Below are 15,873 nucleotides of genomic sequence, written 5' to 3'. Positions count from 1 at the left end.
GAAGAAAAATTTTGCCGACCGTTTTATTTTGTAACAACTTTTTAACATTTGAGTAGTAGAAGCAGGCACAAAAAAAGGGTAAAATATTATATATGAAAACCTGCAAAAAATCAAAGTAAGGAGCAGGGAAAAATGGTAGGGTATTTGTTACCACATCCACCCGTCTTGATTCCCGAGATTGGGAGAGGCGAGGAGAAAAAGTGCCAGGCAACTTTGGATGCTTTGGGAAAAATAGCAGATGAGATAGCTGAATATAAGCCTGAGGTCATAGTCATAATATCACCCCATGCACCTGTGTTTTCGGATGCTTTTTTCTTGAACGACAAGCCAGAAATTGGTGGAAGCCTTGCAAGATGGGGTGTATATGGGATTGAATTTAGGTTCAAAAATAACCTTGAGATAGTTCAAGACATAGCAAAGATGTGCAGCAAAGAAGGTTTGACGGTTGGATTTGTGTCAGACAAAATTCAAAAAAGATATGGCGTTTCGCGAGATCTTGACCATGGTGCAATGGTTCCACTTTATTTTGTCACAAAAAAGTATAAAGAGTTTGAGCTTATACACACTTCTTACTGTATGCTTGATGATATTAAGCTTTATAAATATGGAATGATACTCAGAAGGGCAATTGAAAAGCATGGTAAAAAAGGTTTAATTATAGCTTCAGGTGACCTTTCGCACAAACTCTCTTACGATGGACCTTACGGGTTTGCAAAGGAAGGACCCGAGTTTGATAGACTCTTGGTTGAGCTTTTACAAAGTAGCAACACACGTGCACTTTATGACATAGACCCTGAGCTTTCAGAGAAGGCGGCAGAATGCGGTTTTAGGTCCATAAAGGTTTTGCTTGGATCATTTGAGGGCTATAGTATAGAATCAAAGGTTTATTCATATGAAGGACCTTTTGGCGTTGGATACTGTGTTGCTGCTTTTTACCAGAAAGGGGAAGAAAGTTCTTCTTTGTTTGAGGAGATAGTTCAAAAAAGGGAAGAGAGACTAAAAAAGATAAGAGAAAATGAAGATGAGTATATAAGACTTGCAAGAGAAAGCTTAGAATACTATGTAAGACACCGCAGGTACTTAGACCATATACCAGATTATGTCACAGAACGGATGCTAAGAGAAAGAGCAGGAGTTTTTGTATCCATCAAAAAGGATGGAAATTTAAGAGGCTGTATAGGTACAATTTTCCCCACACAGGAGAACATCGCAAAAGAGATAATTAGAAACGCTGTTGCAGCAGGGTTTCACGACCCGAGGTTTGAAGAGGTAACAGAAGATGAGCTTGACAGTCTTGTGTATGATGTTGATATTCTAAGCCCACCTGAGAAGGTAAACTCGAAAGACCAACTTGATCCTAAAAAATATGGAGTTATTGTGAGAAAAGGAACAAGGCAAGGTCTTTTGCTTCCTGATTTAGAAGGTGTTGACACAGTTGAAGATCAGCTTAAGATAGCCTGCAGAAAAGCAGGAATTGACTATGAAAGTGAAGATTTTGAGATAGAAAGGTTTACAGTTGAAAGACACAAGTAGTAAGGGAAGAGGGTAGAATGGTTGAGGCAAGATATTATGAAAAGCTTGAAGAAAAAAAAGTCAGATGCAAGCTCTGTCCGCATGGATGCATTCTACCACAGGGCAGCACTGGTTTTTGCAGAGCAAGGAAAAATGTTGATGGAGTTCTTTATTCGCTAAACTATGGCTATATCTCTTCAATTGCATTTGACCCTATTGAAAAAAAACCTCTATATCATTTTTATCCGGGGTCAAGCATACTCTCTATAGGAACGTTTGGATGTTCGTTTAAATGTCTTCACTGCCAGAACTTTGAGATTTCCCAGCTAACTCCAAACGTGTTCGAGGTTGAGACTGAGAAGCTCATTGCTCTTGCTAAAAAAGACCCAAAGTGTATTGGCATTGCTTTTACTTACAATGAACCTACCATCTGGTTTGAATATGTAATGGATGTCGCAAAAGTTTTTAAACAAGAAGGGTTAAAGACTGTGCTTGTTACAAACGGATATTTAAACGAAGAGCCGCTTTATGAGTTACTTAAAGTAATAGATGCAGCAAATATTGATGTAAAAGCTTATAATGATGAATTTTATAAAAAGATTTGTAATGGTGATTTAGGAACTGTGAAAAAATTTGTTGAGATTTGTGCTAAAAAGATTCATATAGAAATAACAACACTCATTATTCCAACGTTAAATGATAGGGATGAAGAAATAGAAAATCTTGCAAAGTGGATTGCTTCAATTGATGATAGAATTCCGCTGCATCTTACTAGATATTTTCCAAGATACAAGATGACTATTCCTCCAACACCAAAGGAGACATTAATGAGACTGAGAGAAGTTGCTAAAAAGTATCTTGTGAATGTGTATCTTGGCAATATATAGAAAATATTGGGGGAGAAAGGTTTGTGGAAAGATTTTTCTTTTTATCTTCAGGAATTTTTGAGGAACGTAACACTGATAAGGGTGTCGCCATTTGATATAATTGACATTGCAATTGTATCATTTGTGATATACAAAATAATTGTATGGATAAAAGACACAAGAGCGTATCAGCTGATAAAAGGAATAGCAGTTTTAATTGTAATTACCCAAGTTAGCAAATGGTTGAATCTGAATGTTATAAATTGGCTTTTGACAAATACACTATCTTACGGTGTTCTGGCACTTTTGATAGTTTTCCAGCCAGAACTGAGACGAGCTTTAGAGGAGATTGGGAGAAGCAAAATCTGGGGCAAGTTTTTGTGGCTTGCCCCAGATGAAGAAATGGCAATAAAATGGCAAAACAGTGTTGAAGAGATTATAAAGGCTGTGATGTATCTTTCCAAAAACAAGATTGGTGCATTGATTGTTGTCGAAGGTCAGACCAAAATAGGGGATATTATCAACACAGGGATTATAATTGATTCAGAGATTTCATCCCAGCTTTTGATAAATATATTTATTCCAAACACCCCACTTCATGATGGTGCAGTGATTATAAGAGATGGGAAGATAAAAGCAGCTGCGTGTTTTTTGCCTCTATCCGAGAATAGATACATAAGCAAAGAACTTGGGACACGACACAGAGCAGCACTTGGGATATCTGAAAATTCTGATGCGACAGCAATTGTTGTGTCAGAAGAGACAGGTACTATTTCTGTTGCATACAATGGTGGTCTTACAAGAAACTTAGGACCTGAGGCTTTAAGAAAGATACTTCTCAGGCCTTTGAAGCAAGAAAAAGAGAAAAATGGATTAAGTATTTTCAAGTGGAGGCGCTAAAGTTGAAAAAGATTTCTGTAAAAAAACCGAAAGACGACAATTTCTGGCTCAGAATAGTTTCAATTTTGATTGCAATTGTTCTATGGTTTTATGTGAACAGCATCATAAATCCAATCAAGAAAAGAGAAGTAATTATTCCTATTAAATATAACATGACAACTTTATCAAAAGGTCTTGTATTAAGAGAAACTGATGCAAAAGAAGTAAGAATAGTCGTAAGTGGGACACAAGATGAACTTAGCAAAGTTGACGAAAAGAATATCCAAGCGGTAGTTGATTTTTCTGATATAAGACAAACAGGTGAGATAAAATTGCCTGTAACTATCCAAAATCCTTATCACAGGATTAACATAGAAAATGTATATCCTAAAAATGTCACAGTATCAATTGATAATCTCGTAACAATCCAGAGAGATGTTTCTGTTGAGATAAGTGGTAATCCTAAAAAAGGATATATAATTAATGGTTACCAGGAAGAGCCTAATGTGATAAGCATAAGAGGTGCTGAAAGCGATGTAAAAGAAATTTCCAAGTGTATAGCACAACTGAACTTGAGTTTAAACGACAGACCTTTTAAGGCTTCTGTCCCTGTAAAGGTAATAGATTCAAGGGGAAAGGACATAACATCGCTTTTTGACCTTTCACAAAAGAGTGTGGATGTTTACGTAGAGATACTTAAAACGAAGCAAGTGCCTTTGAGTGTCAAGTTTAAAGGTAGTCTTCCACCCAGTAAGGTTATCTCAAAGGTGATTTTAAAACCTTCTACAATTAACATAGCAGGAAAAGAAGAAGATATAAATTCAATAAATGAGATTATTGTGGGGACTATTGATACAAAGATGCTTGAAAATAAATCAACATTTCAATTTGACTTTAGTCTTCCGAAGAATATAAAGTCTTTAGATAATGTAAAGCAAGTAACAATCACCATATATACAGATTCAGTTGTTGAGAAATCTATTAATATTCCTGTTGAAGTGAGAGGATTAAAACCTGGGCTTGTTGCAAAACTGAGTCCTGATAAGGTAAAAGTAGCACTCAAATACTACCAAAGCGTGCAAGATTCTATAGATTTTAATTCTTTGAAAGCTTATGTAGATGTATCAAATTTAACCAAAGGAAGTTACGACCTTCAGGTGTTTGTTGAAAAACCTCCGAACGTAGAAGATTTTGAAGTTTCTCCTATTTACATAAAAGTAGAAATTTCAGAAAGTAGTCAGCCTCAATCCCAATAAAAGAATACTGTGTGCGCCAAAAAGAGGAGATGACATGATGCTGCTTGAAGAAAAACTTTCTAATCTTCCAACATCGCCAGGGGTTTATATAATGAAGGATGAAAATGGAAATGTTATATATGTTGGCAAGGCTGTAAACCTCAAGAATAGAGTCAGACAGTATTTTCAAAACTCTCAAGATATGCCTCCAAAGACAAGGCTTATGGTAAGGAAAATAAAAGACCTTGACTATATTGTGACAGACAACGAGGTAGAAGCTTTGATTTTAGAGTGCAACCTAATAAAAGAATATAGGCCCAAATACAATGTTCTTTTGAGAGATGACAAAAACTACCAGTATATAAAGATAACAAACGAGATGTTTCCGCGGCTTGTGACGACAAGAAAAGTTGAAAAAGACGGTGGCCGATATTTTGGTCCATATGTCAGCGGATATTCTGTAAAACAAACAGTTGAGCTACTCAAAAGCCTTTTTATGCTCAGGACTTGCAAGAAAAAGTTCCCTGACCAGCTTGGCAAGGGAAGGCCCTGCCTTAACTTTCATATAGAAAAGTGTCTTGGTGTGTGCAAGGGAGATGTATCAGAAGAAGAATACCAAAAGCTGGTTGAGAGAGCTGTAAAGGTTTTGAGTGGCAAGGGCGATGAAATTGTTGAAGAGCTCAAAGCAAAGATGTTTGAATATGCCGAACGTCTAATGTTTGAAAAGGCGCAGGAGGTAAAAAATAAGCTTTCAAGTCTGGAGAGAATAATCACAAAACAGAAAGTCATTTATGCAGATGACAGAAGTGAAGATGTCATAAACTTTGCAAAGGACCACACACACATTGCAATTGTTGTGTTGATTATCAGAAATGGCAAGCTTATAAACAAGGAAGAGTTTGTTTTTAAAGCTGAAGAGGATACATTTGAGAGATTTTTAGAGCAGTACTACTCTGATGTTGTATCTTTGCCCAAAGAGATTATAATTCCCTGCGATATAGAAAATGCTGACAATATTGAAAAGATGATTGAAAAACTTTATGGTTTCAAAGTGAAGGTAACTGTTCCAAAACACGGTGAAAAAAAGCAGCTTCTTGACATGGCAAAAAAGAATGCAGAGATTTCACTTGCTAACAGGCAAAGAGTAGATGATGTTTATGCTGAGGCGCTTTTAACTCTTAAAAATATCCTTGGACTTGAAAACGAAATTGAAAAGATAGAAAGTTATGACATTTCCAACATTGCAGGTGCTGACAACGTAGGGACTCTTGTTGTGTTCGAGGATGGGAAGTTCAACAAAGAATTTTACAGGAAGTTCAAGATAAAAGGATTTGAGGGTCAAGATGATATTAGAAGTGTTAAAGAGGTTTTGACAAGAAGGTTCAAAAATTTAGAAAAACATGGGAGAATTCCTAATTTGATATTGATTGATGGTGGACAAAATCAGGTCAATGCTGCATTAGAGGTTTTGAACACTTTAGGATTTTCTATTCCTGTTGCTGGCATGGTGAAAGATGATAGACACAAAACAAGGGACTTGATTTACAATGGTAAAGAGGTGGGTATTCAAGAGTATCCGCTTGTGTATAAACTTATATATACTATTCAAGAAGAGACGCACAGGTTTGCAGTGAAGTTCCACAGAGAAGTTAGAAAGAAGCATCTGTATGAGTCAATTTTAGATGAAATAGAGGGAATAGGAGAAAAAAGGAAATTCAAACTCTTCAGGACTTTTGGCTCAATTGACAATTTGCGAAAGGCAAGCATTGAAGAAATTGTAAAGGCAGCTGACATTCCATATGAGGTTGCTTTGAAGATAAAAGAAAAGATAGGAGTATAAGAATAGATTGACAAAAGTGAAGGAAGGTGTAAATATACATTGTTCTACACAACAGTTGGCAAAATTATAAAAGAGCTCAATTTAGAGTGTTTGACAGAAATCAGTGGCATTGAAGAGAGAAAAATAAAGGATATGAACTTGAATAGACCCGCTTTGCAGCTTATGGGGTTTTTTGAGTATTTTGATGATCAAAGGGTGCAGATAATAGGAATTTCTGAGATGGCGTATTTGAAGACCATGACACCCTTGCAGCGAAGAGACGCAATTGAAAGACTTTTTCAGCGAAATATCCCGTGTGTGATAATTACCTCAAACCAGGAACCTTTTGAGGAGTTTTTGGAATTTTCAAAAAAGTATGGTGTTCCTCTTCTTCGCACTCAAGAGGTTACGACAAGGTTTATGACAAATTTGAGCACTTTTTTGACACACGAACTTGCACCAAGGATAACCCGCCATGGCACGCTTGTAAATGTGTATGGTGAAGGTGTTTTGATGCTTGGCGAAAGTGGGGTTGGGAAAAGTGAGACAGCTTTAGAGCTTGTAAAAAGAGGGCACATTCTTGTTGCCGACGATGCAGTTGAAATTCGAAAGGTTTCTGAAAAGACACTTGTCGGTGAAGCACCCGAGATTATAAGGCATCTTATCGAAATTCGAGGGATTGGGATACTGGATGTCAAAAACCTGTTTGGTGTTGGTTGCGTCAAGGAGTCCGAAAGAATTGACCTTGTGATCCAGCTTGAAACATGGAAACAGGGCAAGGAATATGAACGGCTTGGTCTTCATGACCAATACATAGAAATTTTGGGGATAAAAGTACCGACACTTGTGATACCAGTTCGACCCGGAAGAAATCTTGCCATCATTGTTGAGGTTGCAGCAATGAACAACAGACAAAAGAAAATGGGCTACAACGCAGCAAAAGCCCTCACAGAAAGACTTCAAAAACAGATGAGCAGAGGAAATGGATCTGAGTAAAAAGGTTAATGAAGATAAAACAGATATTAATAGAGGTAAAAATGACAAATCTAAAGAACAATGAAAAGAAAAGCTTCTGGAAATGGCTTTTGGGGCTTTTGCACATTCAGGTAGACTGAGGCAAAAGCCCTCTTTTTTATTTTATTTGACAATTAAAACATATGTGTTATATAATCTATATAACAGATATAACCTAGAAAGAGGTGCTTTGTGTTGGTATCTAATCTCAAAATTATCTTTATGTGCATTACACTTCTTCTTTCAGTAGGCTTTCCGGTTGTGCTGGCTGTGGTTGTTTTAAAGAAGTACTCAGAAGTTTTGAAATCAATTTTAATAGGAGCATTAATATTTTTCATTTCTCAGATTGTTCTGAGAATTCCGATACTTCAGATCTTGTCAAAACAAAGTTACTTTGTACAATTTTCCAAGCATTACATTGTATACTCTCTCTTTTTGGGTTTGACAGCTGGGATTTTTGAAGAGGTTGGAAGATACATTGGTTTTAAAGGGTTTTTAAAAGATAGGCTAAACTATCAAAACGGTCTTGCTTATGGGATTGGACATGGTGGGATTGAATCAATCTTGCTTGTTGGTATGAGCTATATAAACAACATTGTGTTTTCATTCTTAATCAACTCTGGCAGTTTAGATACACTTTTAAAAAGCAAAGTTGCGCCTGAGGTAATCGGTGCTATAAAAAATGCACTGATAAATACGCCAGCTTCAGCATTTCTTCTTGCTGGTTTTGAAAGAGTTTTCACAATGGCAGTTCAGATTGCTCTTTCACTTTTGGTTCTGGTGGCTGTTAAGAAAGGAAAGCTTTATTATCTCGTGCTGGCGATATTGCTTCATACAATCATTGATACGCCGGTTGCATACATGTCATTATTGAAAGTTAATATATTTGCTATTGAGTTTGTAGTTTTGCTTTGGGCTGTGTTGAACCTATTTTATATCATAAAGTGGAAAGATATTCATAGAATACAAGAAAGCTAAAAGGGCTGAAAGCGAGATGTTTATAAAAATTGACTTTACCTCTGACATGCCAATTTATGAGCAAATAAAGAACCAAATAATAGAGGCAGTAGCAAGAGGAGAACTTCAAAATGGCGACAGCCTTCCTTCTATCAGAGACCTTGCAAGCGAAATTGGCGTCAACATGCACACAGTAGCAAAGGCATACAATGAGCTCAAAGATATGGGACTTATTGCTATTAACAAAAAGTATGGGGCTTATATTGCTGTGAGCAAAGGTTATAATAAGGAGTTTTTAAATGAGATAATAGAAGAAGTTACTCCAATTGTTGCAAAAGCCATTTGCAAGGGTATGAATAAGAATGAATTAATAAGATTGATTGAAACTATTTTTGATAGTTTTGGGGGAAGGGAAGATGAGTGAAAAGCTACTGATTTTTATCCTTTCTTTTCCTGCACAGATTTTTCTTGTTCTACTATGTTTTTTTATTCCGTACTTTTCGAGAGAGCATATTTTGTTTGGGGTAAACGTTCCGCCTACTATTAAAAAAAGTAAAGTTACACAGAAATTTTATAAAGAATACTGGAGAAACTTTGCTCTAACAGTTTTAATTCCTACTTTGTTGTTTTTCTATATTCTTTTTGAGAGTACAGAGAGAGTTTTGATAAAATACAACATATTATATCCACTGTTTGTCATTGTTTTAATGACACTCAATCACTATGTAATCTACAGAAAAGTTTTAAAAGCTAAGAAAAAAGGTAATTGGCAAGAAGGAAAAAAGCAAATTGTGGTTGTACCTATTAAAAAGGATAAAAAAGGGAGATATCCGTCAAGGTTGTGGTTTTTAGTACCAATTGGTGTGTTTATAGGTTTGTTAATAATAACTGTGGTGAGATACAACCAACTTCCTAAGATAATTCCACTTCATTACAAACAAAAGCTTGAAGTTGATTATAGTGGGCCAAAGTCAGAACTCATAAAGCCTCTTTGTGTGATGTTTGGAAGTATGTTGTTAGCTCAGGGCCTGGGATATTTTGTTTATGAGCTAACAAAAAAAGGTAAAATGAAACTGAGTATATATTTTCCTGAGAAATCTGCAGAGCAGAACGAGAAAGTAAAAAGCTATACAGTGTACTTTTTGATTTGGATTTTAGTCTTAATAGAGCTTATAATGGGTTTGGTTATTTTTTCAATGCTTGACATCATAAATATTCAAACCACGTTGGCTTTACTTCCAGTTTTTCTCACATTTCCCTTAATAACATTAGGATATTATCTTATGAAAGTATTCAACATTAATTCTGAAAGATTAAATTTGATGCCAGAAGAAAAAATATCCGAAAAAATAATTGACAGAGATGACGACAAATACTGGATTGCAGGGATGTTTTATTACAATCCTGACGACCCTGCCCTCTTTGTCGAAAGGCGGGTTGGGGGATTTGGCTGGGATTTAAACTACGCAAAGCCGCTTGGCAAGTTCATAGGGTTTTTAATAATTGGTATTTTGGTTGCAGTGGTAGTTGTGAGTTTGGTTTTGATTTGATTTTGTCTGATTCATGCTTACGTTAAGATGTGGTATAATAATACTGTAGAGATTATTCTCACTCTTCTTTAAAATTTGATTTCTAAGGAGAATTATTTAAATGGACAATGAAAACAAGGAAAAACTTCCTGCAAATGAGCATGATTCTACTTTTAAACTTCTTTTTGAAAATCCTAAGGATATTTATCTTTTGTTGAGCAAAATCATAAACTATAGTTGGGCGAACGAAATACGTGAAAGCTCAATTGAAATAAAAAAGACAAATTACATTACAAAGGAATTTTCTCAAGTAGAGGCAGATGTTGTGGCAAAAGCAAGGCTAAAAGACAGAGATGTATATTTTTATATATTGATAGAAAACCAATCAACAGTAGCAAAAGATATGCCAGAACGATTATTGCGGTATATGATTTCCATATGGGCAGAAGAAATAAGAAATGGTGTTGAAAAACTGCCGGCTATTATTCCTATTGTTGTTTATAATGGGCTTGATAGAAGGTGGGAAGTGTCTACCGATATAATTGGGGCATTTGATATTTTTAAAAATGATATTTTCAAGTACAAGGTTGTAGATATTGCTCAAATTGATGTCAAAAATTACTTGCAAGAAGAAGATGTTTTAACACCAATAATTTTCTATTTAGAACAGGTAAGAAATGACAGCAATGAATTAGTTCGCAGGTTACAAGAAATTGAACAAAGCTTAAAGAAGCTAAGTTTTAACAATATTGAGAGGTTTTTGCTATGGTCCCAGTATGTTATAAGACCAAGATTAGGGAATGAACAAAAGAAAGAATATGACAAGCTTGTAAGGAAGGTAAGACAAGAGGGGGTGGAGCTGATGGGTGAGTTTGTGTCAAATGTGGCAAGGCTTTTGGATGAGACAAAAACAAAAGAATTTTTGGCAGGCGTCCAACAAGGGATTCAACAAGGTATCCAGCAAGAGAGGATAGAGACAGCAAAAAGAATGATTCAGTTAGGAATTTCATACGATGTCATATCCAAGGCGACCAACCTAAGTACTGAAGAGATTGAAAAGATAGCGCGGGAAAAGATTAACTAAAGTCCAGAACAACTTAAAAAACTTTATTGTTTGTTGCAAAATTAAATGTAACGATAAAAGAAAGTATTGAAGCCTTAATCAATTGATAATTTTTAGTTTCTTTAAAAAATGTTGTATTTAATATTACAATTTAGATAGATTTGGAATTTGAAAAAGCTTATTGTTATCGATGGTTTAAAAGAGGTATAATAAAAATAGCATTGACTTTTTGCGATGATTGTAATTTTACAAAAAGGAGAAAAGTATGAGCACTTATAGAAAGTATGATGAAGGATACAAGAAATTATTTTCTAATAAAGAGAATCTAATTTGGTTTTTACAGGATGTTTTAAATGAAGAAAGATTTAGGAGAATAGAAAAGAATGATATAGAGATTATTGCAACTGAGTCGATAAATAAAAGGTGGCAAAAGAAAAGCTCAGACATAGTGTATAAAATAAAATATAAAGATTTTTTCTTTTGTTTGACTATTGAGTTTCAAAGTAAAAAGGACAAGAGAATTTTGCACAGGTTATATGAATATATGCATCTTATTCAGCTCAAGAACAAAGTAAATGGTGAAATACCAGTAGTTGTGCCAATTGTACTGTATAATGGCATAAGTCATTGGAAACCTAATGAACAGTATAGCGAAATTATCCTATTTGCAGAAGATTTTCCTGAGTTCGCACAAAATTTCAAAGTGATATTCTTAGATATCAAAAGTATACCCGAGGAGAAATTAATAAGTGCATCAAATGTATTAGCAATAGCGATGTACATTGACCAGGTATCTAATAATCCTGAAAGGGTACTAAATAGGATATTAAATTTGAGAGGGAAAATACATCTTAATTGGGAACAGAGAGAAGAATTGGCTGATTGGCTGTATGAAGTTATTTTAAGAGCTTATGGTGTTAGTGAAGAAGAAGCAGAAGAAATGTTTAAAAAATCAGGATTGGAGGTGGATGAAATGTTTTCAAGCACAGCTGAAAAGATAAAGCAAGGAATCGAAAGAGAAAAGAAAAAAATTGCTAAAGAGGCAATGAAGCAAGGCATGAAACAAGGCATGAAACAAGGTATGAAACAAGGTATGAAACAAGGTATGAAACAAGGTATGAAGCGAGCAATGAAATTAATTGCAAAACAGATGCTAAAAGATAATCAACCTATAGAGCTTATTTCGAAGTATACGGGTCTTACACCTGAAGAAATAAAAAAATTGAAGTAAGAACAAAACTATGGTTTTTATAACTTAAAGTTTTTTGTTGAGTTTGATTTTCTTGCAAAGCTTTTTCCAAAGTGCTATACTAAAAAGTGAAAATTAAATATCTGGTTTTAAGGGGGAGCTGAGCGGGGCAAAGCTCGGCTGAGAGTAGGCACTAAAAAATCCCTGTGCCTTGACCCTTTGAACCTGATCCGGGTAATGCCGGCGAAGGGAAAACACAGATTTCAAAGCCTTTAATGCAAAATGGTCCGGCATTAAAGGCTTTTGTTTTATAAAAACACTGCCCAGAATTTACACAAAAAGATCAAGAAGCTGCCGGCAACAGGCAGCTTTTTTTAATGGAGGTGAAAGTTTTGATAAGGGTAAATGATGAAGAGATGGAGTTTTATGGAAACGTGCTTGAGCTTTTGCTAAGTCTTAATTTAAATCCTCAAGTCTGTGCAGTTTTAGTCAATGGCGAAATTGTGAAAAAGGAGATGTGGGAAAACTTCTTGCTCAAAGACGGAGATTATGTTGAAATCGTAAGTTTTGTTGGCGGTGGATAAAAACTTTAAGTTTTGCAAGTTTAAAAACTATACGCAGAAAGGAGACGATTGATATGTTCGAGATAGGTGGCAAGACCCTCAAATCAAGACTTTTTGTTGGAACAGGAAAGCTTCCTGACTACTCACTTGTTGAAAAAATGTACTATGAGGCAGGAGTAGAAGTTTTTGCTGTTGCTGTCAGACGAATTGGTCCTAACACCAAGCATACCAAAAACGTGTTAGAATATATCCCTAAAAATGCAATAATTATGGTAAACACCTCAGGTGCGCAGGACCATAAAGAGGCTGTAAAGATTGCAATGATAGGAAGAGAGCTTACAAATTCCAATTGGGTAAAGGTTGAGATTGAAAAAGACACAAAGTACCTTTTCCCGGACAGCATTGAGACTTTGAAAGCTTGCGAGATTCTGGTAAAAGAAGGGTTCAATGTCTTCCCGTATATATACCCAGACCTCAACCTTGCAAAAGAGCTTGAGCAAATTGGTGTTGAAGCTGTCATGCCGCTTGGCTCACCAATTGGGACAAACAAAGGTATAGGTTGTGAAGTGCTTTTAAAACCAATTATAAACGAGATAAAAATTCCTGTGATAATTGATGCAGGAATTGGAAGACCATCTCATGCAGCAAAGGCTATGGAAATGGGAGCTGATGCTGTTTTAATCAACACAGCAATTGCAACATCTTCAGACCCTGTGAAAATGGCTTTAGCATTTTCTAAAGCTGTTGAGGCAGGAAGGCTTGCTTTTGAGGTTGGGCTTTTGAAAGAATATGAGTATGCTCAGGCGTCATCACCTTTGGAAGATTTTATAACAGGCTAAAATAAATATTTCAAATAAAAAAGAAGGTGCTAAAAAAATGACAGAGTTTATAAGAGAAGCTCAAAAAGTTTGGGAAGAGTTTAAAGATTATGTCCCCACTTATGATGAGGTATGTGAAATCTTAGAAAAAGAAGTTGTAAGCATTGAAGATGTGGCAAAACTCTTGAATGTGGAAGATAAAAACTTAATCCTTCTTATGGCAAGCAAAGCTAAAAAGATCACAAGAGAAAACTTTGGCAAGGTCATCCTCTTGTATGCGCCGCTGTATATCTCAAACTACTGCCAAAACGGATGTGTTTATTGCGGATTTTCTTGCAGGAAAAATTATAAAAGAGAGAAGCTTGATCTTGATGAGATTGAAAATGAGCTAAGGAGTATGAAAGAAGAGGGTATCGACTCTGTTATAATCCTCACAGGAGAGGATAGAATACACTCTCCAGTTGACTATATTAAACAGGCCTGCAAAATAGCAACAGAATATATGTCAGAAGTTTCGATTGAGGTTTATCCTCTTTTTGAAGAAGAATATAAAAGTCTTGTAAACGCTGGTGTTGTGGGAATAACCATATATCAGGAGACATATCAAAAAGAAGATTATGAGAAGCTACATCCTTTTGGACCAAAAAAGGATTTTGATTTTAGGCTTTCTGCTGTTGAAAGAGCCCTATCTGTCGGGTTTCATGAAGCGTGTGTGGGACCGCTTTTGGGGCTGTCTCATCCCAAAAAAGATGTACTTTGTACTTTGCTTCATGCAGAGTATCTTCTTGACAGATTTCCAAAAGCAGAAATCTCAGTTTCATTCCCACGCTTTAGAAGCGCAGGAGTAGATTTTGTTCCGCGATACACTATCTCTGACAAAGATTTTATAAAGTTTCTACTTATTGCAAGGCTTTATCTTCCAAGAGTTGGGATTGTGATATCCACACGGGAAGATGCGCGACTTCGTGATGCACTCATTGATGTGTGTATAACAAAGATGTCGGCAGGTTCTAAAACAACTGTGGGCGGATATGCAACACAGGGGGAAAAAGATGCCCAGTTTGAGGTTGAAGATAGAAGAACTGTTGCTGAGGTTGTAGAGAGTATAATAAAAAAAGGACTGCGACCCGAGTTTACTAACTGGGTAAGGGGTGTAAACAGTTTATGAGCTTATTTGACCTTATGCTAAAAAACTATTTTGATGAAAAAATGCTTGAAAATCTCTCAAAGGTAAAAGTCCTTATTATTGGCTGTGGCGGCCTTGGCTCTAACATTGCAGTGTTGCTGGTTAGATGCGGTGTCAAAAATCTCACAATAGTCGATTTTGACAAAGTGGACATTTCAAACCTCAACAGGCAAAATTATTTCTTTTATCAAGCAGGTGAGGATAAAACCTCTGCACTCAAGGACATTCTTTCAAAGATAAATCCTTATGTAAGTGTAAAGGCTATGAACATGAAGGTTGATGAGTCGAACATAGATGGCTTGATTTTGGAACATGACATCATTGTCGAAGCTGTTGACAATGAACTTACCAAGGTTTTGATTTTCAGAAAAGCACACGAGCATGGAAAAAAGGTTGTCTTAGCATCAGGGATTGCAGGGTTTGGCGACTGTGAAAACATTAAAATCAAGCGTGGCAAGAACTTTTCGATTATAGGTGACTTTGTAACATCAATAAAAGAGAAAAAACCTCTTGCTCCAAAAGTGGTTGCAGTTGCTGCAATGCAGGCTGATGAGGTTTTGAGGATGGTGAGCGAGCTTGAGTTTGACTAAAGAAGAAAAATTAAAGCTATTTTCAACATATACCATCTATGGGATGACAGCAGAGAAATTTTCAAATGGAAGGTCTAATATTGAAATTGTAAAAGCCATGCTTGACAGCGGCATAAAAATTATTCAGTACAGGGAAAAATATAAATCTTTAAAAGAAAAGTACAAAGAATGTCTTGAGATAAGAAAACTTACAGAAGATTATGGGGCACTCTTAATTGTCAACGACCATGCAGACCTTTGCCAGATGGTAGGTGCAGACGGTGTTCATTTGGGGCAAGAAGACTTACCAGCAGATGAGGTGAGAAAACTCTTGGGTGACAAATTTATAATCGGTGTTACCACACACACAAAGGACCAAGTTTTGAAAGCAAAGGAAGATGGTGCTGACTATGTGGGTTTGGGACCAGTCTTTGCAAGCTTTACAAAAGACAATCCACATCCACCAATTGGGCTTGAAATGGTAAAATGGACAGCTGAAAATTCTCCTTTACCTTTTGTTACAATAGGTGGGATTAAGGAGCACAATTTAAAAGAGGTCTTAGCAAGTGGTGCAAGGTGTATCTGTGCTGTTACAGAGATTGTGGGTGCAGATGATATTCGCAAAAAGATAGAAAGCCTTTTTAAGATTTTGAAAAGTTTTGAAAGGAGATGAG

Annotated in this window: 16 protein-coding genes and 1 riboswitch; all 16 genes read left to right on the top strand. The window is 36.0% G+C overall.

Features of this window, described 5'->3' with window-relative positions; translation table 11 throughout:
* Nucleotides 1-132: 132 nt before the first annotated feature.
* The 16 genes from amrA to thiE all read left to right on the top strand — a co-directional run bounded on the left by amrA (nt 133) and on the right by thiE (nt 15,872).
* A complete protein-coding gene (amrA, locus tag CaldiYA01_RS10420; RefSeq protein WP_207179451.1) occupies nt 133-1,533 on the top strand; it encodes an AmmeMemoRadiSam system protein A in 1,401 nt (466 codons plus the stop codon).
* 17 nt (nt 1,534-1,550) lie between these two features.
* Complete coding sequence (amrS, locus tag CaldiYA01_RS10415) at nt 1,551-2,399, top strand: AmmeMemoRadiSam system radical SAM enzyme (protein ID WP_207179449.1); 849 nt, start codon at nt 1,551-1,553, stop codon at nt 2,397-2,399.
* 21 nt (nt 2,400-2,420) lie between these two features.
* On the top strand, nt 2,421-3,278 hold the full coding sequence (cdaA, locus tag CaldiYA01_RS10410; protein WP_207179447.1) for a diadenylate cyclase CdaA: 858 nt from the start codon (nt 2,421-2,423) through the stop codon (nt 3,276-3,278).
* A gap of 2 nt (nt 3,279-3,280) precedes the next feature.
* Nucleotides 3,281-4,513: a CdaR family protein gene (locus CaldiYA01_RS10405; RefSeq protein WP_207179445.1), complete on the top strand. Its 1,233-nt coding sequence runs from the start codon at nt 3,281-3,283 to the stop codon at nt 4,511-4,513.
* 37 nt (nt 4,514-4,550) lie between these two features.
* Complete coding sequence (gene uvrC / locus CaldiYA01_RS10400; RefSeq protein ID WP_207179443.1) at nt 4,551-6,332, top strand: excinuclease ABC subunit UvrC; 1,782 nt, start codon at nt 4,551-4,553, stop codon at nt 6,330-6,332.
* Nucleotides 6,333-6,371: 39 nt separating this feature from the next.
* Nucleotides 6,372-7,307, top strand: coding sequence for an HPr(Ser) kinase/phosphatase (hprK, locus tag CaldiYA01_RS10395; protein ID WP_207179441.1), 936 nt, complete (start codon nt 6,372-6,374; stop codon nt 7,305-7,307).
* Between the two features lie 213 nt (nt 7,308-7,520).
* The gene (locus tag CaldiYA01_RS10390) at nt 7,521-8,303 is read left to right on the top strand and encodes a YhfC family intramembrane metalloprotease (RefSeq protein ID WP_207182832.1); all 783 of its coding nucleotides are present in this window, start codon (nt 7,521-7,523) and stop codon (nt 8,301-8,303) included.
* 16 nt (nt 8,304-8,319) lie between these two features.
* A complete protein-coding gene (locus CaldiYA01_RS10385; protein WP_207179439.1) occupies nt 8,320-8,706 on the top strand; it encodes a GntR family transcriptional regulator in 387 nt (128 codons plus the stop codon).
* The gene (locus tag CaldiYA01_RS10380) at nt 8,699-9,832 is read left to right on the top strand and encodes a DUF1648 domain-containing protein (RefSeq protein ID WP_207179438.1); all 1,134 of its coding nucleotides are present in this window, start codon (nt 8,699-8,701) and stop codon (nt 9,830-9,832) included. Before CaldiYA01_RS10385 ends, CaldiYA01_RS10380 begins: the two co-directional genes overlap by 8 nt.
* A 100-nt stretch (nt 9,833-9,932) precedes the next feature.
* A complete protein-coding gene (locus CaldiYA01_RS10375; RefSeq protein ID WP_207179437.1) occupies nt 9,933-10,895 on the top strand; it encodes an Rpn family recombination-promoting nuclease/putative transposase in 963 nt (320 codons plus the stop codon).
* 244 nt (nt 10,896-11,139) lie between these two features.
* Nucleotides 11,140-12,105, top strand: a complete 966-nt coding sequence (locus CaldiYA01_RS10370; protein WP_207179436.1) for an Rpn family recombination-promoting nuclease/putative transposase — start codon at nt 11,140-11,142, stop codon at nt 12,103-12,105.
* Between the two features lie 101 nt (nt 12,106-12,206).
* Nucleotides 12,207-12,332, top strand: a riboswitch (TPP riboswitch).
* Nucleotides 12,333-12,455: 123 nt separating this feature from the next.
* Nucleotides 12,456-12,647 carry a sulfur carrier protein ThiS gene (thiS, locus tag CaldiYA01_RS10365; RefSeq protein ID WP_207179435.1) on the top strand — a complete coding sequence of 64 codons (192 nt, stop codon included), beginning with the start codon at nt 12,456-12,458 and terminating at the stop codon, nt 12,645-12,647.
* A gap of 53 nt (nt 12,648-12,700) precedes the next feature.
* A complete protein-coding gene (locus CaldiYA01_RS10360) occupies nt 12,701-13,465 on the top strand; it encodes a thiazole synthase (protein ID WP_207179434.1) in 765 nt (254 codons plus the stop codon).
* A gap of 37 nt (nt 13,466-13,502) precedes the next feature.
* The gene (thiH, locus tag CaldiYA01_RS10355; RefSeq protein WP_207179433.1) at nt 13,503-14,612 is read left to right on the top strand and encodes a 2-iminoacetate synthase ThiH; all 1,110 of its coding nucleotides are present in this window, start codon (nt 13,503-13,505) and stop codon (nt 14,610-14,612) included.
* Nucleotides 14,609-15,220, top strand: a complete 612-nt coding sequence (thiF, locus tag CaldiYA01_RS10350) for a sulfur carrier protein ThiS adenylyltransferase ThiF (RefSeq protein WP_207179425.1) — start codon at nt 14,609-14,611, stop codon at nt 15,218-15,220. Before thiH ends, thiF begins: the two co-directional genes overlap by 4 nt.
* Nucleotides 15,207-15,872, top strand: a complete 666-nt coding sequence (gene thiE, locus CaldiYA01_RS10345; protein WP_207179424.1) for a thiamine phosphate synthase — start codon at nt 15,207-15,209, stop codon at nt 15,870-15,872. The genes thiF and thiE overlap by 14 nt, the downstream gene beginning before the upstream one ends.
* Nucleotide 15,873 lies beyond the last annotated feature (1 nt).

It is taken from the genome of Caldicellulosiruptor diazotrophicus (genome assembly GCF_017347585.1).
Taxonomy (GTDB): domain Bacteria; phylum Bacillota; class Thermoanaerobacteria; order Caldicellulosiruptorales; family Caldicellulosiruptoraceae; genus Caldicellulosiruptor; species Caldicellulosiruptor diazotrophicus.
This window is presented reverse-complemented; position numbering and strand designations above follow the sequence as displayed.